The sequence below is a fragment of the Bradyrhizobium sp. STM 3843 genome (genome assembly GCF_000239815.1).
Taxonomy (GTDB): Bacteria; Pseudomonadota; Alphaproteobacteria; order Rhizobiales; family Xanthobacteraceae; genus Bradyrhizobium.
Map to the genome: position 1 here is coordinate 1 of NZ_CAFK01000026.1, position 20885 is coordinate 20885.

Genomic DNA, 20885 nt, shown 5'->3' on the forward strand with positions numbered 1-20885 from the left:
TTGCGACTACAACAGCAGGTCAAAGCGAGCAGTCAAAACGACAATGCCCGGGACCGGCCCGGGCATCATCTTCATCCAGAACTTCAGTCGACTCAGGCGTGCTGTTCCTCGAGCTCGAGGCCATGCTCCTCCACCAGGTGCAGGCCGGGATCGATCAGCTCGCCGCGGAGCAGCGCCAGCGGCGCCTTGTGGTAGAGCATGAAGTCGTTGAAGGGATCGGTGATGATCTTGGTCATCCAGACGATGCCGGTCTCGACGTCGCGGATGAAGAACAGGTGAACCGTGCGGAACAAGAGACCGCCGATACCGATCACCAGCCACAGCCTCGCGGTCTCGCGGGCGAAGTCCATTGCCGAGACCCAGGGCTTGAGCAGGCCGAAGAAGCTCGGCTGCAGATAGAGCACCACCGGCGCCGCGGCCCAGATCGACATCAGCACCACCTTGCGCTGCAGGTTGTAGCCGACCTTGATCTCTTCCTTGTGCTCGTGGGTCGCCTGGTTGACGTGGTCATAGCCCTTGGGCTCGAAGAAGAAGTGTCCCGCCTGACGCGAGGTCATGGAGACCAGCCAGCCGATCAGGGCCGACATCAAGGGATCGAACCACATCATGACATAGGCGACCATGAAGCTGATTGCGCTGACGAAGTGCAGGCTCTGATTGATGCGGCTGTGGTGATAGTACCGGTGGTCATCCCAGCGCTGAATTCGCAGCTGCTCCAGGAAGTTCTTGATCATTGCCTGCTCCTAAGAGTGAGTTGCAAGTCGTTTACAGGGATTCGATGTAAATCATATGACATCATCATAATGTCACACAACGCGACGCGACACGAACAACAAGATTGAGGGGAAAGAGAACAGCCGGAGCGCCGTCAGGCGGCGTGATCCGAAGTCCCCGGTGCGGAGGCGCGCGCGGGGACCTCGAATCGGCAGGTATCAGGCGGCAGCAGCGAGTTCGACCTTGCGGAACCGAACCAGCGAGAAATGACCGAGCGGCGGGATCAGGCGGCGCTCGACCAGCTCCATGCCCTTCGCGCCCGACAGCCACTTGGTATAACGCGACCAGGCGAATTCAGCGGTGCGGAAGCCGAGCCGGCGCACCACCGGCTGCAGCGCCTGCTCGATCACCCGGCGCAGGCCGTTGTCGGCGCTGACGCGGGTCAGGATAATCAGCTCCCCGCCGGGGCGCAGCACGCGGGCGAATTCGTCCAGCGCGGCTTCCGGATTCGGCACGGCCGTGACGACATATTGCGCCATCACCACATCGAACGAGTTGTCGGAGAATTCGAGCTTCTCGGCGTCCATGACCGCGAGCCCCTCGATGTTCTTCAGCCGCTGCTCGGCCACCCGGCGCTTGGCCTTGGCGAGCATGGCTTCCGAAATATCGGTGCCGAAGACGCGGACGTTAGGCGCGTAGAGCGGCAGCGAGATGCCGGTGCCGACGCCGACCTCGAGCACGCGACCGCCCATCTTGTTGGTGGCGGAGATCGCGGCCTGGCGGCCCTTCTCGAACACGCCGCCGAACACGAGGTCGTAGATCGGAGCCCAGCGGTCATAGGCCTGCTCGACCGACTCGCGGTCGAAATCCAGCTCCCGTGTACCGTCAAGCTTCATCGTTTCTGCCATCTTTATATCTCGCTTACTTTGGAATTGGTTTGAGGACGCGAAGGTTCCTTTAGCCGCGTACCGGACTTTGCGCCGTGACCACCCGAGCGGGCCGGAACGCCCGGCTCGGCTGCAGCACCGCCAGATTGCCGATGAACTGACGTGCACTGTTTTCCCAGGAACGCTCGAGGGCGAACGCCCGGCAGGTCTGACGCGACATGGTCAGCGCGCGCAGGCACGCAGCACGCAGATCGTTGTCGATCGCGCCGATCGGATGGTCGGCGATCACATCGAGCGGACCCGTCACCGGGAACGCCGCGACCGGCGTGCCGCAGGCCAGCGACTCCAGTTGCACCACGCCGAACGTATCGGTGAGGCTCGGAAACACGAAGACGTCGGCGGCCGCCATGTGCGAGGTCAGGTCCTTGCCGGTCTTCTCGCCAAGGAAATGCGCGTTTGGAAAGCGGCGTTCGAGCTCTTCCTTCTGCGGGCCGTTGCCGATCACAACCTTGGAGCCCGGCAGATCGAGCGACAGGAACGCCTCGAGATTCTTTTCGACCGCGACGCGGCCGACCGTCATGAACACCGGCCGCGGCAAATCGAGCGTGGCCGGCTCATCCGGATTGAACAGGTTGGTGTCGACGCCGCGGGTCCAGAAGCCGAGCCGCTTGAAGCCACGGAGGCCAAGATCCTGCTTCAGCGAGTTGGTCGCGACCATCGTCATCGCGGCGGCGTCGTGGAAGCGACGCATCACCCAATAACCGACCGCGTCGGGAATGCCGGTGCGCACCGACACATATTCAGGGAAGCGCGTGGTGTAGGAAGTGGTGAAGGCGAGCTTGTTGCGCAGGCAATAGCTGCGGGCGGCCCAGCCGATCGTGCCTTCCGTCGCGATATGAATCGCCTCCGGCGCCGCCTCCTCGATCCGCCGCGCAATCTCGCGCCGGTTGGGGATCGCGAGCCGCAGGCCCGGATAGGTCGGCACCTGGAACGACGGGAAGCCCTCCGGCGTCAGGAAGGTGATCTCGGCGCCGAGTGTCTCAGCGGCACGTGCCAGCGAGGTCAGGGTGCGTACTACACCATTCACCTGCGGGTGCCAGGCATCGGTCGCGATTAAAATCCGCATAAGCGTTCCGGAAAGCTGCAACGATTCTTAACGGCCGCAAAATCCGACATTGATATTTCAAACGTGTGACGTCATCGAATTGTTGAAGAATCTTTTTGCGGCTGTGTCGGGCGCCATCTGTCGCGAAACCGTCATGAAACAAACGGTTAAGCCCGCGAAACCGTTTTTCGCATGCGATGCAAATACGCCGAAACCTTTGTTCCCTAAGGTCGATGCCATTAAGGCGCGGCTCAATGCGCCACCAGCGGTAACAGGCAAAGACATTGGCCCAGCCGGTCAGGCAACAACCGGTATCAGGGCGATCAAACAGGGGGACGACCATGCTCAGCATCGATGCAGTCCGTTCGCAGTCCCGCATCCTTCTCGGCGCAGTCGCGCTCGGCATCGCCGTCGTTTCCACCCCGGCCCAGGCGGCGCCGCCGGCCGCCCTGCCCTTCCCGTTCCTGTTGCCGCCGCCCGCGCTCGCCTATGAGCCGCCGGCCGCAGCGCCCCAGATCATCACACCATCCGAAGATGAAGGCGCCGCCTCTGAACTACCTGCCCGGCTGCGCCGGCAGGTTGTGAGCTACGCGACGCGCGAGGCGCCGGGTACCGTCATCATCGATACTCCCAACACCTATCTCTACTACGTCACCGGAGGCGGCCGGGCGATCCGCTATGGCATCGGCGTCGGCCGCGACGGATTCACCTGGTCCGGCGTGCAGTCGGTGACCAAGAAGGCCGAGTGGCCGGACTGGACCCCGCCGCCGGAGATGATCGCGCGCCAGCCCTATCTGCCGCGCCAAATGGCCGGCGGTCCCGGCAACCCGCTCGGTGCGCGCGCGATGTATCTCGGCGGCACCGTGTACCGCATCCACGGCACCAACGCGCCGGAGACGATCGGCACGCATGTGTCGTCCGGCTGCATCCGCCTGACCAACCAGGACGTGATCGACCTCTATTCGCGCGTCAATGTCGGCACCAAGGTGATCGTGCTGCCGATGGAGCGCCGCGCCGATCTCGGCAAGGCCGTGCGCTGAGAGCTTTGCCGGCGTTGTTCGTCTTGTTACGTCACAAGCGCGAGACTTGGCCCGCTTCACCGTCATTCCCGGGCGATGCGACAGCATCGAACTCTGGTGCGCAACTGCGCACCTGAGCATCTCGAGATTCCGGGCTCAGCCCTGCGCACAAAATGGCTTTGCCATTTCGTCGCGCGGGCTGCCCGGGAAGGACGGCAGATAACGGCGAGGTTGGCGCTGCAAATGTGGCCATGACACACGCCGGACCAACCGCCGCCTGTTGCCAAATATGTCGAAACGCGGACCTCGTCCCATCACGGCCGATTGACCCGGATCCCGCGCCCGGCCGGTCTGGCGCTGCCGTCCTCCCCCCTATAAACTTGGTCGTTCGACCCTACGGATCTCACTCCGGCTGACTTGCGCTGCCGCCAGCCCGGAGCCAGAGAGCCTGCGGGCGCCCGTGATCCGGCGGAGATTTGAGACTGACAATGAAGCCCCCGACGCCGCGCCCCGATTGGCAGCGCAAGCCGCATCCGCTCGCGCCCAGGTCCCAGCGGCCACCGGGCGCTCCGGGACGGCTCAAGCTCATCCTGACCGTGGCAGCCGGAGCCACCGCGCTGGTTCTGGTCGGGGTCATTGCGCTGGAGCTGATATCGGTCGGCCGCACGACGCCGACGCCGCCGATCGCCGCGCTCACGCCGCTGCCACCGGTCACGAAAAGCTCGATCATCATGGCGCCGGTGTCGATTGCCTTGAGCACGATCCGCGACGTCGCCGAGAAGGCCACACCGCGCAGCTTTGCCGGCAAGGCGGACAATCCTGCCGCTCAGCTCTTGCAGAATGCCGATATCGGCTGGACCGCTTCGCGCGGCGCGATCGCCGCCACCGGCGCCCAGGATACGCTGTCGCTGGCGACGCCCCTGACCGGCAAGCTCAACGTCACGGGATCGCTGTCGGGGAAAGCGACCGGGGCGGTCAGTGATGCCATCGGCAGCCTGCTGGGCGCTGACGCCGCCAACAAGGTTGGCGCCATCAACATCAAGAACCTGAACGCAACCGCCGAGATCAAGGGCAATGTGATCATCAGCATGCGGCCGCGCCTGGCAGCGGGGTGGTTTCTGGAGCCCAATTTCGGCGCCCAGGTCAATCTCGGCGACACCACGCTGTCGGTCGCCGGCGCCCGCGTCAACGTGCCGGCCCAGGTCAAGCCCGTGATCGACAAGACCGTGGGCGAACAGCTCAACCAGCTCGCCGAGCGGATCCGCAAGGACCAGACCCTGATGCGCAACGCGCATGCGCAATGGATCAGGGCCTGCCGCTCGGTGCCGCTGCAGGGCTCCGCGCCCGGCCTGCCCGCTGTCTGGCTCGAGATCAAGCCGACGCGCGCGCTGGCCGCACAGCCCACTGTCGACGCCAATGCCGTGACTGCCGTGATCGGGATCGAGGCGGAGACGCGGGTGACGCCGACCGAGACCAAGCCCGACTGCCCGTTCCCGGACAAGATCAGCGTGATCCCGCCGACATCGGGCGGTGTCAGCGTCGCCGTGCCGATCGATGTGCCGTTCACGGAGCTGAACAAGCTGGTGGACAGCCAGCTGGCCGGCCGCACCTTTCCGGAGGATGGCTCGGGTCAGGTCGCGGTCACCGTCAAGCATGCGAGCGTGACACCGTCGGGCAATCGGCTTTTGATCTCGCTCCAGGTCAGGGCCAAGGAGAAGACCAGCTTCCTCGGCTTCGGCGCCGACGCCACCCTGCACATCTGGGGCCGTCCGCTGCTCGATCAGAACCGCCAGATCCTGCAACTGGCCGACCTGCAGCTCGCAGTCGAATCGGATGCCGCGTTCGGGCTACTGGGCGCCGCCGCGCGCGCCGCGGTGCCGCATCTGCAGCAGGCGCTGCTGGAAAAATCCGTGATCGACCTGAAACCGTTCGCGGACAATCTGCGCGAGCGGATCGGCGCCTCGATTGCCGAGTTTCAAAAGAACGACAGCAGCATCCGTGTCGACACCGACATCAACAATCTGACTTTGACCGATATCGCCTTCGACGCGACTGTTCTTCGCGTGATCGCCTCGGCAGAGGGGACGATGACCGTCCGCATCAATGCGCTGCCGGCGCTGTAGCCGAGATATCGTCGGCCGAGCTGAAATAAAGGCGCGAGCCGGTTGCGCATCCCGCAAACGACCCAAACCTCCGGCGGGGCATCGCCGGAGGTCCGTGGTGTGTTGGAGGTTTAACAGGTCAACTTCACCAATTCCGCTGAGCGCGGAGCAGTAAGCTCACGGTGTCCTGGTCCTTGAGCTCGTAAGTGGCTGCCGGCTTGGCAACGCTCGCCACCGTCGGTGCGATCGCCGTGCCGGAGAACTTCTGGTCGAGATGGCTGTAGGTCACGTCGGCCGAGAAGGTCAGGTTCTTCACCGGGGTCCAACGCGTGATCAGACCCACCTGGGCGATGTTGAAGTCCGGGTTGCAGGTTGAACCGGCGGACAGCACGCCGCTCGCGGCAATGCCAGCGCAGACCAGCGCGGAGCCGGTGCTGCCATAGCGCACCTGGGCGTAGGCGCCGTAGAGGCCGCTGTTCCAGTGCGGATCCCAGTTATGGGTAAAGCCGCCGCGCATGCCCCAGGTCTGCACGGTGGAGAGACCGCGTCCGGGCGCAAACACCGCATCAGCCACACCGGCGAAGCCGAGGCTCTGATAGGCGAAGTTCGAGCCGCCATACATCGCGTAGGAGGTGTTGGCCAAGCTCTGGAAGTTGTAGCGGCTCGCACCATCCGTATAGACGCCCTGGATATTGAGCGTGTCGCCGGCGCCGGTCGGGATATTCTTGATCGACAGGGCGAGTTGCGCAGCCCAGCCCCATTTGTCCTCGGGGTGACCGGTGCTTTCGGTCACGCCGTTGTAGGCCGCGTGGTTGTCGTGCGCGGCGAACGACGCCTGGAACAGGCCCCAGGCCTGGTCGACGCGCACCATGCCGATGATGTCGGGCGCGACGGTGCCGCCGATGGCGTTCAACCCGTAGGTTCCGCTCAGCACGCCGCTGGCGGTGATGCCGGACGTGTTCCAGATGTTGCTGGTGAAGAACTGAGCCTGATCCTCCGCCGAGATCGCCGCGGTGATCCCCTGGCCGAAGTCAGCCGTATAGGTGAACTGATTGACACCGTTGACGGTGCCGCCGCCGCCGACGAGGCCGTCGAAATTGTTAGACGGATAGTTGGTCCAGGGCGCGTCGAACTGCGACACCGCCTTACCCATGGTGAAGCCGGCGAACTGGATGAAGGCATAATAGACACCGAGCGTACCGCCCGAGATGCCGTCATTGCTGAGATTGTTGAACGAGGTCAGGCCGGCCGAATTGGCTGCGCCGGTCGAATACTGGGTCGCGCCGTTGCCGACGCCGCTATAGGTGCCCGAGGTCCAGGTGAACACCGCATCGAAATAGGTGCGCACCACGCCATATTCGGTCGCGGTCCGCGTGTCGATGTTGAAATCTTCGCGCGAACGGGCCTGATAGTGGTTGCTCAGGCGGTTCTGGGCGCCGGCCTGCGCGTTATAGGCGCCGCCATAGTTGCTGTTGGTCCACAGCGCCGTCTCGGCACGCAGATAGCCGCCGAGCTTGATGCAGGTGTCGGTTCCCGGAATGTAATAGAATCCCGCGCCGTAGAGCGAGCACACCTTCACATATTCGACTGCCTTGGCCTTCAAAGGAAGGTCGGCAGCTTGAGCCCCCGCAGCTGCAAATATCACTGCTCCTGAACCCAGAAGCAGGCCCCGAATCGTCTTCATTTGAGAAAATCTCCAACTTGATCGGCGATCCGCGCGAACCCCCGCGCGCCCGCCTCTTGCTCAGCGAACTTCGTGCCTGCACTCCCCCACGTTTCGGACAGCACCTGCGCGAAATGTGGCCTTATTTATCAAATGATAACCATCATATAAAATAGCGAAGCCGTTACGCCTGAAACATTGCGATCAACAAATCGCGAAAACGGAAACATGCGCGCGATCTACGCAACAACGTCATGCAGCAGCGCATGCCTTGCTACCATGAATGGAGGATTCCTACGTCTATTCGCAGATGACGCGAGTGGATCTCTAACTAATAACACTGACCAACTCAGCGAATTTGAAAAGCTGACAACTTGTTTGTAGGCAAACGATACCGCCACAACCTGCCGCGCGACCGATTCGCGAGTCGCGCGCCGGAGCACGAGGCGCGCAACACAAACGCCTTGTCACATGAGGACGGCTCAGCCGGCGCCCGGATTCCGGGAGGTTGCCGATCTGCACCGAGCGCGGCCGGCTCCCAGCGGGGCCGGACAATGGCAGATGTCGGAGCCGCTTCGGGTGGCGCCGGGCGTTTTGCCGACCGTTTGGCTTTGCACGGAACCTCGAGGCCGGCTAAAATCCCTGCTGCTCAGCCAAAACATTCAAAAAGAGCACATCAGGGAGAAACACATGAAATCCACGGCCCAGGCCGTCATCGCCATGTTTGCGCTTGCCGCCTTATGCGCGCCGGCCCGGGCGCAGACCATTTCCGACGATGTCGTCAAGATCGGCGTGCTCACGGACATGTCCAGCCTTTATGCCGACGCCACCGGCAAGGGCTCGCTCGCGGCGGTGCAGATGGCCGTGGAGGACTACGGCGCCAAGGTCAGGGGCAAACCGGTCGTCGTGGTCTCGGCCGACCACCAGAACAAGCCGGACGTCGGCGTCAACATCGCGCGTAACTGGTATGACAATGAAAAGGTCGACGCCATCTTCGACGTCCCGACCTCCTCGGTCGCGCTGCCGGTCTCGGCGCTGACGCGCGAGAAGAACAAGATCAACATCAATTCCGGCGGCGGCTCCTCCGACATCACCGGCAGCCAATGCTCGCCGAACACGGTGCACTGGACCTATGACACCTATGCGCTCTCCAACGTCGCCGGCAAGGCGATGGTCAAGCGCGGCGAGGACACCTGGTTCTTCATCACCGCTGACTATGCATTCGGCCAGGCGCTGCAGCGCGACGCAGCCAACGTGGTCAAGGAAAGCGGCGGCAAGGTGCTCGGCGACGTGCGCCATCCGCTCAACAATTCCGATTTCTCGTCCTTCCTGCTGCAGGCGCAGGCCTCCAAGGCCAAGGTCGTGGCGCTCGCCAACGCCGGCGGCGACACCCAGAACGCGTTGAAGCAGGCCTCCGAATTCGGGATCAGCCAGGCCGGCCAGAAGATGATCGCATTGCTGCAGGAGATCACCGATACGCATTCGCTCGGCATCAATGCGACCCAGGGGCTCATCGTCACCGACGGATTCTACTGGGATATGAACGATGAGACCCGCGCCTTCTCCAAGCGCTTCAACGACCGCGTCGGGCACATCCCGACGATGATCCAGGCAGGACTGTATTCGGCCACGATGCATTACCTGAAGGCGATCGAGGCGATCGGCACCGACGAGGCGCCGAAGGTGATGGAGCAGATGCGTGCGACGCCGGTGAACGACTTCTTCGCCAAGAACGGCAAGATCCGCATCGACGGCCGCATGGTGCACGACATGTATCTGTTCGAGGTCAAGAAGCCCTCGGAGTCCAAAGGCGAGTGGGACCTCTACAAGCTGATCGCGACGGTGCCCGGCGACGAGGCGTTCCGCCCGCTCGACAAAGGCGGCTGCCCGCTAGTGAAGACGAACTGAGCAGACCGGCGGTCACCGCTGGATAACGGAATCGCGGATCAGCGCGCCCAGCAAATGGGCGCGCTTATTCTTTGCCCGCGCTGACGGCTGACGGCCGTCCCATCCAGATCGTGCGCCCTTCCGGCAGGCTCTCGCGCGGCAGATCGCAAAAGCCCATTCTGTTCCAGAACTGCAGCGCGCGCGAATTGGCGCGGTTGACCGCGACATGTGCCGCCTTTGCGCCATGGCGGCCGAGCGCGGCGAGCCAATGATGAAAAAGTCGCGCGCCCATACCGCGTCCGCGGAGTCGCGGCAGCAAATTCAGATGCAGATGCGCCGGGTATCGGCTGACGACCGCGGCCGGCGCCAGTGCCGGGCGATGAATCATCGCGATCCGTCGCTGATCATGGCTTCGGCTTGCCGGGTCGGACAGAGGCAACAAGGCATATTGCTCGCGAAGCGAAGGCCACCACAGCCGTTCGAGCCGGTCTTCCCATGCGACCGTATCGGCCGTGCCGACCACGAACCCGGCAACGCCATCCTGGTCTTCGACGACAAACGCCAGGTCTGGTGCGAGCAGAGCGTAGGGCGCCGAATAGATGTGGCCGATCAGCTTGGGATCGGCATAGAGGTGGGAGGCATCGTCGCCGGCAAGGCCGGTTGCGAGCGAAATCCTGTAGAGCGAATCGAGATCGTCAGCGTGGAAGGGCCGAACGGTCAGCATCTCAGCTTCCATCATGTGCGAACTGGGCCATCATACCGATCCGCACCCGTTGCGGTAGCATCTTGCGGGGCGCCGCTGGCAAGGGAGATCGGCTGATGCATCAGGCGGCAGCCTCTGCATGTCTGAGTCAGAGGCCGCAGGCCGAGACGACGATCATGTCCGACTATTAAGGTGAACGCCCAAGCCTGCCGCGATAGGGTTGACGTGACGCACCTCATCCTGGCAACGAATGGACGCAGCCTGTTATCTGCCGCCAGCCAAAACGTTGCGAGCCGCCGTACGGAAACAATCCGTAACAAAATTCTTCGCAATCCGACGCAATTTTAGGTCAATGGTGAGCCATGGCTCAGACACCGCCCCACATTCTTGTCGTCGAGGACGACCGCGAGACGCGGACGCTGATCGCGAAATATCTGCGCAACAATTCCTGCAACGTGACCACCGCGACCGACGGCCGCGAGATGAGCCGGATCATGGGCGACCACCGCGTCGACCTGCTGATTCTGGACGTGATGCTGCCGGGCGAAGACGGCCTGACACTGTGCCGCAAGCTGCGCGCGGAATCGCAGGTGCCGATCATCATGCTCACCGCGCGCGGCGAGGACGTCGACCGCATCCTCGGCCTGGAGATGGGGGCGGACGACTACCTGCCAAAGCCCTTCAATCCGCGCGAACTGCTTGCCCGCATCAATGCGGTGCTGCGCCGGCAGGCCGCGGCGATCACGGCGAGCGCGACGGAAGGTGCATCTGCACTGACATTCCTCGGCTGGAAGATCGACTTCCGCCTGCGCGAATTGCGTAACCCGGAAGGCGCACGGGTCGCGATGACCAGCGCCGAGTTCGACCTGTTGCGGACCTTCTGCGAGCGGCCGGGCCGGGTGCTGTCGCGCGACAGCCTGCTGGACCTGACGCAGGGCCGCAGCGCCGGATCATTCGAGCGCTCAATCGACGTGCTGGTCAGCCGCATCCGCCGCAAGATCGAGCCGGATCCGCAGGAAGCCACCATGATCAAGACCGTGCGCTCCGGTGGCTACATGTTCACGCCCGTGGTCGATGTGGTGACGGCTGCGGCGCAAAGCCACTGACGGAGCATGCTTCGCCCGGTTTCCCAGGCTGGTTATGGCCGCAACACAGTTGCGCCAACTTCGGAATCGACAATAAGGTACTAAAGAACCAAGTCAGGTACCGCCTTTCGATTTGACGTCCCGGGAACGAAGATGCGGAGAGACTAGGGGGACTACGCCATCGAGAGTAAGCCGCAAGCACCCGCCATGAAGCTGATTAGCTTTCTCAAGCTGACGGGAATTCGCAGCCAGATCACGGCGCTGGTGGCAGCCTCGATCGTCGCGATTCATCTCATCATTACCGCCGTCTTCGTCATCCAGCACGCGGAGCAGCGTGAGCCGGAAAACGAATTCGGGCCGTTTCAGCTCGCCACCGTGGTCCAGATTGTCAGCCACGCGCCTGTGTCCGAGCGGCCCCGGGTGATGGCAGACGTCGCGCGCGCCTTTCCGGATTTCGATATCAAGGACTATTCCGGGCCGGTGCCGAGCGGCGCCGGACCACATCCGCCTTTTCATGGATTTCGGCAGCTTGGGCCTGGTTACGAAGTCTTCCCGCTCGGCGGCGACAGGCAGGGCGCGATCGTCGCCTTTCCTGACGGCAGCATGATCTCCGCAAAGTTCGGCAATCGCCCGCACCGGCCGCCGTTCTGGGGCAGTCCGTGGCTCACGACGGTGATGTTCGCGCTGATCAGCATCACCCTGCTCGGCTTGTGGGCGGCGCGCGCCCTGACCGCGCCCTTGAGCTCATTCTCCAAGGCCGCCGAAAGCTTCAGCCTCGACGGCGAGGCCGCTCTGCTGCCCGAGCGCGGGCCGGAGGAAATCCGCTCCCTGGCGCGCGCACTCAATCGGATGCGCCAGCGCATCACGTCGCTGATCGACGACCGGACCAAGATGCTGGCCGCCATCAGCCACGACCTGCGCACACCGCTGACGCGCATGCGGCTGCGTTGCGAATTCGTCGAGGATGAAATCCAGCGCAGCCGCATGCTCGCCGATCTCAACCAGATGCATGCGATGCTCGGCTCGGTGCTGTCCTTCCTGCGCTACGGCCGCAAGCTTGAACCGATGACGCTGGTGGAGGTCGCAAGCATCCTGCAGCTCGTCGCCGATCAGTTCACCGACATGGGACACAAGGTGTGCTATGCCGGGCCCGATCACGCCATGGCCACCGTGCGGCCCGACGATCTGTTGCGCACGGTCACCAACCTGGTCGAGAACGCCGTCAAGTACGGAGCAGAAACCGTCATCCGCCTTGCGCTCGCGCCTGATGTGTTGATCATCGATGTCGAGGATGACGGGCCCGGCATTTCGGACGCGCAGAAGCCGCAGATGCTGGAGCCGTTCGTGCGCGGCGATGATGCCCGCAACATGGACGAGGCGACCGGTTTTGGACTGGGGCTCTCGATCGCGAAATCGATCGTGATGGCACATGGCGGCGAGCTGTCATTGCACGATCGCCGGCCGCACGGACTGATCGTCCGGATCAGCCTTCCTGCGCAGCAGAAGCGCCTTCGCCCCGCGGCGTGATCGCCACGACCATCGGTGTCGCGCCAAGTCTGACTTCTTGGCCAAGTCTGAGTTTGCGGTTACCTCGATCGGCTAGCCAACGATGAAGAAAGCGCGCCCGGCAAAGCCGAGCGCGCTGCCTCTATTGAACTGGAACGATCTGACCAGATTACTCCGAGTACTTGAACTCGGGCATCTGCTTCAGCTGATCCTTGGTCGCATTGACCATTGCGTGATCCGGATACCAGTGGCTCGCATGCGAGGTGCTCGACGAGGTGGTGCCGGTCGCCGCGCCCGTGGTGGTGCTCGAGGGCGGCGTCGTCGGCGATGTGTTGCCCGAGGCCGGTGCGGTCGACGCCGTATTCGCGGCAACCGGCTGATCGGAGAACTTCACCTGGTCGAACGGGATCGCGACCAGATGCTGGCCCATGCCCAGGAACCCACCGACGCCGACCACGACCGCCTTGATCTTCCCTTCCTTGTCGGTCAGGAGATCGTCGATCGAGCCGATATTCTCATTGTTGTTGTTGTAGACCTTGACGCCGGAGAGCTTCGAAGCACGCCAGTCGCCCTGGTAAGAGGCCGCAGTCGTATCGCCGCGAACCGTCGTCGTCGTGGTGGTCGAGGTTTCCGCGGCGAAGGCCGCGCTCGCAACTAGCAACGAGCCGGCAAGGCCGGCCGCAACAATCTTCATCACCATCTGAAGTCTCCCTCTCAGTAAATGGTGACGAGAAAACTGCAATGGCCGGTCAGTGTTCCCCGGGAACCCCTTATTTCGCAAAGCAACGTACAAGCCTCAGTGCGCCGCACGCACCCACGTCTTACGCCGCGAGTGCACGGGGCCTGCTACGGGCATCGGGAAACACTGCGACCGCTTCGAAGCGGTAGTCACATGCGCTGCAGTGCCATAGATAGGCCGCGCCGGTCTCTGTTCGCTCGACCCACTCGGGTAACGCGATGGGAGTGCCGCACTGTGCACAGGGGTTGTTGCGGGGCAGTTCCGCGAAAGGTCGCACAAAACTCGAATAAAGATTGTTGTTCGACAGATCGGCGGATGACCTGGTCATGACGCACTCCCTCCCGGCACAAGTTTTGATGAGTAAGTTTTGCTGTCTAATGAAGCTTGACTGAACCTACGGCCGAACCGCGGCTTTTTCACGACGTTCTCAGATGTGCGACGCCGCGCCTCATGTTTTCGCACTAACTAATGGAACTAATGACAATCGGAACTAATGGCGTACCGGCTCGACCGGCGGTTCCACGCTGTGGAGGGCGGCCGGGTTGCGCACGTGGATAGTTGCGATGTCGTCGGCATAGATCTTCTGCCACCCGTCGATGTGGTCGAGCAGCTTGGTCGCCGCGCTCTGGGTGCGCAACAACGTCGCCTCGATATCGTAGTCCTTGAGCAGCCGAAACAGATTGTCCGGCTCCATGAGGCCGGAGGCCGCGTTATGGTCGACGAAGAATTTTTCGCCATACAGCTCGGTGCGGCCATCGATGAAGGGCGCAACGCCGGAGGCGATCAGATAGCCGCCGAAATCATAGTCGTTGAGAACGCGAGTCAGATGCAGCTTCTTCAGCTCGGTCACCGCGGCCATCGGCGTGCCGCGGGTGTTCGGTGCGAAATGAAGCAGCGTGGCCGACGCGATGGTTGCCGCGATCAGCGTGAGCATGACGGCAATACCTGCCGCGCGGCGCGGCGGCGTGCCGGCTGCGCTGCCTGCGTCATTCGCCGCGCTTTCCATCTGCCGCGCCAAGGGGGCGGCAAGCACGAGCGGCCCGACCAGGGCCAGGATCTCGGCGGCGCGGCCTTGCGCCAGCGCCATATGCAGCAGCCCGAGCAGCATCAGGATCCGGATCGGCGGCAGGCGCACGCCATATAAGAGAGAAAAGCCGATCGCCAGCAGCAGGCAGATCTCGAACGGGCCGAGGCCGCCGAAATCCGCAGGCTTCCACTCCACGATCAACGGCAGAGCGGCGCCGAGCGAGAGAATCTTCTGCGAGGCGAGCAGCGCGTTCCAGCCATAGGGTGTGACGCAGCTTGCGAGCAGCGCCAGTGCGGCGAAGGCCGCCCAACGCAGCGCGAGAGGGCGGCGCACCGCAGGTTCAGCATTGACCACGGCATCCAGCGCCGCGGGCGCGATGAACATCAGGCCGAACACGAAGCCGCCATGCAGATTGGCCCATAGCGCAATCAGCAGCACGAGAGAAAACGGTGGTGCGCGGCCGCGATCGGCGGCCTCGACCAGTCCTGCGATCCATGCCACCAGCAGCGGAAACGCCAGCACATGCGGTCGCGCCAACAGGTGCGGCAGCGTCAGCAGCAGCGCCGCCACCACGAAGACCAGCGTCGTGCTCTCGCGCAGATGACGGTTGAGAAAGCGGGCGAACAGCGCGAAGGCCAGCGCAATCGCGGACGCCGCCAGCACCACGGGCCCGGTCCAGCCGGCAGCCGCATAGGCCTCGGCATAGGCGACCTGCGCCAGCCATTGCGTCGAGATCCACGGCGCCCCGCGCATGGTGAAGGAATAGACGTCGGTGGTCGGCACCGCGTGATGATCGAGGATCCACTGCCCGACCGTGATCTGCCAAAGCGTATCGGGGTCGTTGAGCAGGCGGTTGCCGGAGATCAGCAGCAAGGCATAGACGCCCGCGCCGACCCAGAGCGGTAACAACCCGCGCGCCGGCTGGGCCATCGCGTCGGTATGGGTAACAGAGAGCGTCATCGCGCGAGGACCCCTGGAGGAAACCGCGGCGAAGCCAATCATACCCGCTCTAATTCGGGGTAAATCCGTCGCCATCCTTTATCAGGAACGGGACGGGGCGCCGGATTTTCGCCATATTCTCGCCCGGCGATTGCGCCAATTACGGTGCGTAAACTATGAATGCCCGCCAGGGGCTGCGTCGCGGGTGTTCTCGGGGGATCCTGAACGATGAAACGTCTTGTGCTGTCGGCCTGGCTCGCAGGCCTCGCGATCGCAGGTGCTGCGCCGGCCAACGCGGCAGAAGATGCAAGCGCCCCGGCCGAGACTGCTACCAAGGCGGGCAAGACCAATGCGGCGAAGGCCGCAGTTGCAGCCCCCGTCAAACTGGCACATGCCAAGACCGCCAGTGCGCAGACCTCGTCGCGCAAGGTCCCGACCACAACGGGGGTGACCAAGACGGCACGCGAGGCGGAGGCCGTCGAGGCCGTCAGCACGGCCGAGATCTCATCCTCATCGACGTCGCTGGCAAGCGCCCCAGCTTCCGAGACGGCCGACCCACCCGCTCCGGACGCAGTCGCCAACGGGACGCAATCGGCCGACGCCAACGCGACCGAGAAGCCCGACGCCGCCGCACGCACCGACGCCGACCCGAAGGCGGCCGAGGTCAAGCCCGCGCATATGAACACCGGTCACCCGCAGATCGACGCCCTGGTCGCCGTCCACGCCAAGGCCAACAATGTGCCGGAGGCGCTGGTGCACCGGGTGATCGTGCGCGAAAGCAAATATCAAAAGGACCTGGTCGGCAGCTGCGGCTGCATCGGGCTGATGCAGATCAAACTCGGCACCGCGCGCGGGCTCGGCTACACCGGCGATGCGCAGGGCCTGCACGATCCCAACACCAACCTGACCTATGGCGTGAAGTATCTCGCCGGCGCCTATCGGGCCGCCAATGGCGATCATGATCGCGCCGTGCATTATTTCGCCAAAGGCTACTACGAAGTCGCCAAGCGCCAGCGGCTGGCCGAGGCGCTGCCCACGGGCAGGCCCGAGCGCCTGCACGCCCCGCTCGATATCACGCCCAAGCTCGCGAGCCTGAAGCACGTCGCCCAGGCGCTGCCGGCCAAGCCTGCAAAGCATGCGTCTGCCGGAGCGGCCAAATAGCCGCTCTGCGGTTCCCGCATGCATGACAGTCCGTTGACAGACGCAGCGATCGGTCTACATTAGCGCCGTTCCGAGGGGAGCTCCGAGGGGAGCTGAGATATCGCAGTAGGTGCGGTGACCCTTTGAACCTGATCCGGGTCATGCCGGCGAAGGGACAGGGATGCAGCAGAACAGAATTACGCGCGGGGATTCCCCCGTTTCCATCATCGGCGCGGGCGTTGCCGGTGCTTGGCAGGCTTTGCTGCTTGCCAAAGCGGGTCACGCCGTCACGCTGCACGAGCGCAGCGATGCCGACCTGATGCTCTCAACCAGCCATTGGGCCGGCGGCATGCTGGCGCCCTATTGCGAGAGCGAGATCTCGGAACCCGTCATCAGCCGGCTTGGCCTCGCCTCGCTCGAGCTGTGGCGCCGCGAGCTGCCCGACACGCCGTTCAACGGCTCGCTGGTGATCGCCCACGCGCGCGACCGCGCCGACTATGAGCGCTTCGCCCGCCGCACCTCGGGTTATCAGCGGCTCGATGCGGCACAACTCGCCGCGCTCGAGCCGTCGCTGGAAGGCCGCTTCCGCGAAGGCCTGTTCTATCCGACCGAGGGTCATGTCGAGCCGCGCCGCGTGCTGCCCAAGCTGCACCAGCGCATTATCGAAGCCGGCGGCGTCATCAAGTTCAACAGCGATGTCACGGCAGATGATCTCGAGGGGCTGGTGATCGATTGCCGCGGGCTGGACGCGCGCGACCTCGAGCCGGAGCTGCGCGGCGTCAAGGGCGAGATGATCCTGATCGAGACCTCGGAGGTGCAGCTTGCGCGGCCGGTGCGGCTGATGCATCCGCGCTGGCCGCTCTATCTGATCCCGCGCGCCGACAATCTGTTCATGCTGGGCGCGACCTCGCTCGAGGCCGAGGACACCGGCGTCTCCTTGCGCTCGGCGCTGGAGCTTCTGGGCGCCGCCTATTCGGTACACCCCGCCTTCGGCGAGGCGCGCATTCTCGAATTCGGATCCGGCCTGCGCCCCGCCTATCCCGACAATCTGCCGCGCATTACGATCAAGGACGGGCACGAGATCCGCGTCAACGGCCTCTATCGCCACGGCTTCCTGATCGCGCCGGCCCTGGCGCAGGCGACGCTGAACTATGTCGCGCACGGCCAGATCGACAATGAGGTGATGCGATGCGTGTGACCGTCAACGGCGAGGCGCGCGACATCTCGTCGACCTCGGTCGCCGCGCTGCTCAGCGAGCTCGACTACGAAGGCACCCATTTCGCCATCGCGCTGAACTACGACGTGGTGCCGAAAAGCTGCTGGGCCGAGACGGCGCTGAAGGCCGGTGACGAGATCGAGATCATCACCCCGCGGCAGGGAGGGTGACGATTGTGATGGGACACTCGCTCGCACGTCACACTCAACTGTCGTCCCCGCGAACGCGGGGACCCATAACCACCGGCCAGCGTCGTAACGCTCGACATCTGCCGCTCTGCCCGATCGCGACATCGCGCGGTATGGGTCCCGGCGTTCGCCGGGACGACATCCGTCGTGTGGCTGCGTCCAGCACATCATCGCGTACGCTTTACTCACAACCGTCATCGCCCGGCTTGACCGGGCGATCCAGCCCGCCGCGGCCCATCTGCTCGACTGAGCCGTCTCTGGAATACTGGATCCCCGCGGGGATGACCGGCGCATTCGGGGAGAGACTATTCCCATGGTGACCTTCTACGACAAGACCTTCACCTCCCGCCTCCTGATCGGCACGGCGCTCTACCCCTCGCCTGCGATCATGCAGGATGCGATCCGCGCCTCGGGGGCGCAGATCGTCACGGTGTCGCTGCGGCGTGAATCCGCTGGCGGCAAGACCGGCGATGCATTCTGGAAGCTGGTGCGCGAGCTCGACGTGAGCGTGCTGCCGAACACCGCCGGCTGCCGCAGCGTGCGCGAAGCAGTCACCACGGCCAAGCTCGCGCGCGAGCTATTCGGCACAAACTGGATCAAGCTCGAAGTCATCGCCGATAACGATACGCTACAGCCCGACGTGGTCGGCCTGGTCGAGGCCGCCAACGCCCTCAGCAAGGACGGCTTCGAGGTCTTTCCTTATTGCACCGAGGATCTCTCCGTCGCCACAAGGCTGGTCGATGCCGGCTGCCGGGTGGTGATGCCCTGGGCGGCACCGATCGGCTCTGCAAAAGGCATCATCAACCGCGACGCGCTCAAGCTGCTGCGCGACCGGCTGCCCGACATCACGCTGGTGGTCGACGCCGGCCTTGGCGCGCCGAGCCACGCGGCCGAAGCCTTCGAGCTCGGCTATGACGCTGTGCTGCTCAACACCGCGATCGCCAAGGCCGCCGATCCGGTGGTGATGGCGCGCGCCTTCCGGCTCGGCTGTGAGGCCGGCCGCACCGCCTACGAGGCCGGGCTGATGGAGGCCCGCGACTTCGCCTCGCCCTCAACCCCCGTAGTTGGGACCCCGTTCTGGCATGCCGTATCCTGATAAGTTCTACCCCGTCGTCGATACGCTCGCCTGGGTCGAGCGCCTGACCAAATTGGGCGTCGGCACGGTGCAGCTGCGCGCCAAGAACCTCAATGACGGCGAGGCGCTGCAGATCGTCACCGACGCGCTCGCCATCACCAAGGGCACCAAGACCAAGCTGATCGTGAACGACTACTGGCGCGCCGCGGTTGTCGCCGGCGCCGAGCATCTCCATCTCGGCCAGGAGGATCTGGCCGACGCCGACGTCGTAGCGATCAGGCAGGCGGGGCTGACGCTCGGCCTCTCGACCCATGACGACGAAGAACTCGCGACCGCGCTGGCCGCCGAGCCGGACTACATCGCGCTCGGGCCGATCTTCCCGACCACGCTGAAATCGATGCGCTTCGCGCCGCAGGGCATTCCAAAGATCACCGAGTGGAAGCGGCGCATCGGCAATATTCCGCTGGTCGCGATCGGCGGCATCAAGCTGGAGCAGGCCGCCGACATCTTCGCCGCCGGCGCCGATTCCATCGCCGTCGTCTCCGACGTCACGCAGAACCCCGATCCCGACGCACGCGTGCGCGCCTGGCTCGAACTGACCGCGGAGACGGCGTAATGCGCCCCGTTTTTGCGAATGACTATGAGTGTGACTACAAGGCCGCAACAACCACCAGCGTCATTCCGGGGTGCGCGCAGCGCGAACCCGGAATCTCGCACAACAACCTCGAGGTTCCGGATCGGCCCGCGTGCCGCGGCCCGTCCGGAACGACGCCGAGTGTAAGGAGGACTCCATGAACATCCGCTCCAATCCTGACAGCACAGTGCCCGCCGTCACCACCGGTCCTCTGCCCTCCTCGCGCAAGATCTATGCGGCGCCGGACGCAGCGCCCGACCTGCGCGTTCCCTTGCGCGAGATCATCCTCTCGGACGCCGCTGCCGAGCCGAACCTGCCGGTCTACGACACCTCCGGTCCCTACACCGACCCTGATGTCACGATCGACGTCAATGCTGGCCTTGCCCGCAACCGCCAGGCCTGGGTGCTCGAGCGCGGCGGCGTCGAGCAATATGACGGCCGCATCATCAAGCCGGAGGACAACGGCAATGTCGGCGCGGACCATGCCGCGCGCGCCTTCTCGGCCTATCACAAGCCGCTGCGCGGGCTCGACGGCCACAAGGTGACCCAGCTCGAATTCGCCCGCGCCGGCATCATCACCAAGGAGATGATCTACGTCGCCGAGCGTGAGAATCTCGGCCGCAAGAAGCAGCTGGAGCGTGCCGAAGCCGCGCTCGCCGACGGCGAGAGCTTCGGCGCCGCGGTGCCCGCCTTCATCACGCCCGAGTTCGTGCGCGACGAGATCGCGCGCGGACGGGCCATCATCCCCTCCAACATCAACCACGCCGAGTTGGAGCCGATGATCATCGGCCGCAACTTCCTGACCAAGATCAACGCCAATATCGGCAACTCGGCGGTGACCTCGTCGGTCGAGGAAGAAGTGGACAAGATGGTGTGGGCGATCCGCTGGGGCGCCGACACCGTGATGGACCTCTCCACCGGCCGCAACATCCACACCACCCGCGAATGGATCCTGCGCAACGCGCCGGTGCCGATCGGCACCGTGCCGATCTACCAGGCACTGGAGAAGTGCAACGGCGATCCGGTCGCGCTGACCTGGGAGCTCTACAAGGACACGCTGATCGAGCAGTGCGAACAGGGCGTCGACTATTTCACCATCCACGCCGGCGTGCGCCTCGCCTACATCCACCTTACCGCCAACCGCGTCACCGGCATCGTCTCGCGCGGCGGCTCGATCATGGCCAAGTGGTGCCTCGCGCATCACAAGGAGAGCTTCCTCTACACCCATTTCGAGGAGATCTGCGACATCATGCGCA

The 20885-nt window shown here is 64.1% G+C and carries 18 protein-coding genes and 1 riboswitch; of the genes, 11 read left to right on the forward strand and 7 right to left on the reverse strand.

The features are described from left to right. Nucleotides 1-92 precede the first annotated feature (92 nt). The 3 genes from BRAS3843_RS04240 to BRAS3843_RS04250 all read right to left on the reverse strand — a co-directional run bounded on the left by BRAS3843_RS04240 (nt 93) and on the right by BRAS3843_RS04250 (nt 2727). Nucleotides 93-734, reverse strand: coding sequence for a hypothetical protein (locus BRAS3843_RS04240; protein ID WP_008967494.1), 642 nt, complete (start codon nt 732-734; stop codon nt 93-95). A gap of 198 nt (nt 735-932) precedes the next feature. Beyond that, nucleotides 933-1622 carry a methyltransferase domain-containing protein gene (locus BRAS3843_RS04245; RefSeq protein ID WP_085966911.1) on the reverse strand — a complete coding sequence of 230 codons (690 nt, stop codon included), beginning with the start codon at nt 1620-1622 and terminating at the stop codon, nt 933-935. Between the two features lie 49 nt (nt 1623-1671). Next, complete coding sequence (locus BRAS3843_RS04250) at nt 1672-2727, reverse strand: glycosyltransferase family 1 protein (protein ID WP_008967496.1); 1056 nt, start codon at nt 2725-2727, stop codon at nt 1672-1674. 320 nt (nt 2728-3047) lie between these two features. Between BRAS3843_RS04250 and BRAS3843_RS04255 the strand changes: the two genes are divergently transcribed. Further along, complete coding sequence (locus tag BRAS3843_RS04255) at nt 3048-3746, forward strand: L,D-transpeptidase (RefSeq protein ID WP_008967497.1); 699 nt, start codon at nt 3048-3050, stop codon at nt 3744-3746. Between the two features lie 467 nt (nt 3747-4213). Continuing rightward, the gene (locus BRAS3843_RS04260) at nt 4214-5848 is read left to right on the forward strand and encodes a DUF4403 family protein (protein ID WP_008967498.1); all 1635 of its coding nucleotides are present in this window, start codon (nt 4214-4216) and stop codon (nt 5846-5848) included. A gap of 124 nt (nt 5849-5972) precedes the next feature. On the opposite strand, the gene BRAS3843_RS04265 is transcribed toward BRAS3843_RS04260, so the two are convergent. Beyond that, entirely contained in the window at nt 5973-7511 is a 1539-nt protein-coding gene (locus BRAS3843_RS04265; protein ID WP_008967499.1) for a porin, read from the reverse strand. 669 nt (nt 7512-8180) lie between these two features. Here BRAS3843_RS04265 and BRAS3843_RS04270 point away from each other — a divergent pair. Continuing rightward, entirely contained in the window at nt 8181-9398 is a 1218-nt protein-coding gene (locus tag BRAS3843_RS04270) for an ABC transporter substrate-binding protein (RefSeq protein WP_008967500.1), read from the forward strand. A 64-nt stretch (nt 9399-9462) separates the two neighbouring features. Here BRAS3843_RS04270 and BRAS3843_RS04275 read toward each other — a convergent pair whose 3' ends face one another. Then, nucleotides 9463-10101 carry a GNAT family N-acetyltransferase gene (locus BRAS3843_RS04275; protein WP_008967501.1) on the reverse strand — a complete coding sequence of 213 codons (639 nt, stop codon included), beginning with the start codon at nt 10099-10101 and terminating at the stop codon, nt 9463-9465. Nucleotides 10102-10442: 341 nt separating this feature from the next. On the opposite strand from BRAS3843_RS04275, the gene BRAS3843_RS04280 reads away from it, so the two are divergent. Both BRAS3843_RS04280 and BRAS3843_RS04285 read left to right on the forward strand, forming a co-directional pair. After that, nucleotides 10443-11186, forward strand: a complete 744-nt coding sequence (locus BRAS3843_RS04280) for a response regulator (protein WP_008967502.1) — start codon at nt 10443-10445, stop codon at nt 11184-11186. 186 nt (nt 11187-11372) lie between these two features. Beyond that, nucleotides 11373-12692 (forward strand): ATP-binding protein, encoded by a 1320-nt coding sequence (locus tag BRAS3843_RS04285; RefSeq protein ID WP_008967503.1) that lies wholly within the window; start codon nt 11373-11375, stop codon nt 12690-12692. A gap of 148 nt (nt 12693-12840) precedes the next feature. Here BRAS3843_RS04285 and BRAS3843_RS04290 read toward each other — a convergent pair whose 3' ends face one another. Further along, nucleotides 12841-13371, reverse strand: a complete 531-nt coding sequence (locus tag BRAS3843_RS04290) for a PRC-barrel domain-containing protein (protein ID WP_008967504.1) — start codon at nt 13369-13371, stop codon at nt 12841-12843. A 529-nt stretch (nt 13372-13900) separates the two neighbouring features. Continuing rightward, nucleotides 13901-15397, reverse strand: coding sequence for a hypothetical protein (locus BRAS3843_RS04295; RefSeq protein WP_008967506.1), 1497 nt, complete (start codon nt 15395-15397; stop codon nt 13901-13903). A gap of 207 nt (nt 15398-15604) precedes the next feature. Between BRAS3843_RS04295 and BRAS3843_RS41320 the strand changes: the two genes are divergently transcribed. From BRAS3843_RS41320 to BRAS3843_RS04325, 6 genes are all read left to right on the forward strand, one after another. Further along, nucleotides 15605-16537, forward strand: a complete 933-nt coding sequence (locus tag BRAS3843_RS41320; RefSeq protein WP_008967507.1) for a lytic transglycosylase domain-containing protein — start codon at nt 15605-15607, stop codon at nt 16535-16537. A 63-nt stretch (nt 16538-16600) separates the two neighbouring features. Next, nucleotides 16601-16710, forward strand: a riboswitch (TPP riboswitch). Further along, on the forward strand, nt 16698-17714 hold the full coding sequence (locus tag BRAS3843_RS04305) for an FAD-dependent oxidoreductase (protein ID WP_008967508.1): 1017 nt from the start codon (nt 16698-16700) through the stop codon (nt 17712-17714). (Overlaps the previous riboswitch by 13 nt.) Then, on the forward strand, nt 17705-17902 hold the full coding sequence (thiS, locus tag BRAS3843_RS04310) for a sulfur carrier protein ThiS (protein ID WP_008967509.1): 198 nt from the start codon (nt 17705-17707) through the stop codon (nt 17900-17902). The genes BRAS3843_RS04305 and thiS overlap by 10 nt, the downstream gene beginning before the upstream one ends. Before the next feature lie 331 nt (nt 17903-18233). Then, nucleotides 18234-19016 carry a thiazole synthase gene (locus tag BRAS3843_RS04315; protein ID WP_008967510.1) on the forward strand — a complete coding sequence of 261 codons (783 nt, stop codon included), beginning with the start codon at nt 18234-18236 and terminating at the stop codon, nt 19014-19016. Then, on the forward strand, nt 19003-19611 hold the full coding sequence (locus BRAS3843_RS04320) for a thiamine phosphate synthase (RefSeq protein WP_008967511.1): 609 nt from the start codon (nt 19003-19005) through the stop codon (nt 19609-19611). The genes BRAS3843_RS04315 and BRAS3843_RS04320 overlap by 14 nt, the downstream gene beginning before the upstream one ends. A gap of 175 nt (nt 19612-19786) precedes the next feature. After that, nucleotides 19787-20885 (forward strand): phosphomethylpyrimidine synthase ThiC (locus BRAS3843_RS04325; protein WP_035980801.1); only part of this gene is annotated, 1099 nt, incomplete at its 3' end.

Bases quoted from the DNA above. Each gene is read 5' to 3' on its own strand.
- BRAS3843_RS04240 (WP_008967494.1), bottom strand. From the start codon at position 734: ATGATCAAGAACTTCCTGGAGCAGCTGCGAATTCAGCGCTGGGATGAC.
- BRAS3843_RS04245 (WP_085966911.1), bottom strand. From the start codon at position 1,622: ATGGCAGAAACGATGAAGCTTGACGGTACACGGGAGCTGGATTTCGAC.
- BRAS3843_RS04250 (WP_008967496.1), bottom strand. From the start codon at position 2,727: ATGCGGATTTTAATCGCGACCGATGCCTGGCACCCGCAGGTGAATGGT.
- BRAS3843_RS04255 (WP_008967497.1), top strand. From the start codon at position 3,048: ATGCTCAGCATCGATGCAGTCCGTTCGCAGTCCCGCATCCTTCTCGGC.
- BRAS3843_RS04260 (WP_008967498.1), top strand. From the start codon at position 4,214: ATGAAGCCCCCGACGCCGCGCCCCGATTGGCAGCGCAAGCCGCATCCG.
- BRAS3843_RS04265 (WP_008967499.1), bottom strand. From the start codon at position 7,511: ATGAAGACGATTCGGGGCCTGCTTCTGGGTTCAGGAGCAGTGATATTT.
- BRAS3843_RS04270 (WP_008967500.1), top strand. From the start codon at position 8,181: ATGAAATCCACGGCCCAGGCCGTCATCGCCATGTTTGCGCTTGCCGCC.
- BRAS3843_RS04275 (WP_008967501.1), bottom strand. From the start codon at position 10,101: ATGCTGACCGTTCGGCCCTTCCACGCTGACGATCTCGATTCGCTCTAC.
- BRAS3843_RS04280 (WP_008967502.1), top strand. From the start codon at position 10,443: ATGGCTCAGACACCGCCCCACATTCTTGTCGTCGAGGACGACCGCGAG.
- BRAS3843_RS04285 (WP_008967503.1), top strand. From the start codon at position 11,373: ATGAAGCTGATTAGCTTTCTCAAGCTGACGGGAATTCGCAGCCAGATC.
- BRAS3843_RS04290 (WP_008967504.1), bottom strand. From the start codon at position 13,371: ATGGTGATGAAGATTGTTGCGGCCGGCCTTGCCGGCTCGTTGCTAGTT.
- BRAS3843_RS04295 (WP_008967506.1), bottom strand. From the start codon at position 15,397: ATGACGCTCTCTGTTACCCATACCGACGCGATGGCCCAGCCGGCGCGC.
- BRAS3843_RS41320 (WP_008967507.1), top strand. From the start codon at position 15,605: ATGAAACGTCTTGTGCTGTCGGCCTGGCTCGCAGGCCTCGCGATCGCA.
- BRAS3843_RS04305 (WP_008967508.1), top strand. From the start codon at position 16,698: ATGCAGCAGAACAGAATTACGCGCGGGGATTCCCCCGTTTCCATCATC.
- thiS (WP_008967509.1), top strand. From the start codon at position 17,705: ATGCGTGTGACCGTCAACGGCGAGGCGCGCGACATCTCGTCGACCTCG.
- BRAS3843_RS04315 (WP_008967510.1), top strand. From the start codon at position 18,234: ATGGTGACCTTCTACGACAAGACCTTCACCTCCCGCCTCCTGATCGGC.
- BRAS3843_RS04320 (WP_008967511.1), top strand. From the start codon at position 19,003: ATGCCGTATCCTGATAAGTTCTACCCCGTCGTCGATACGCTCGCCTGG.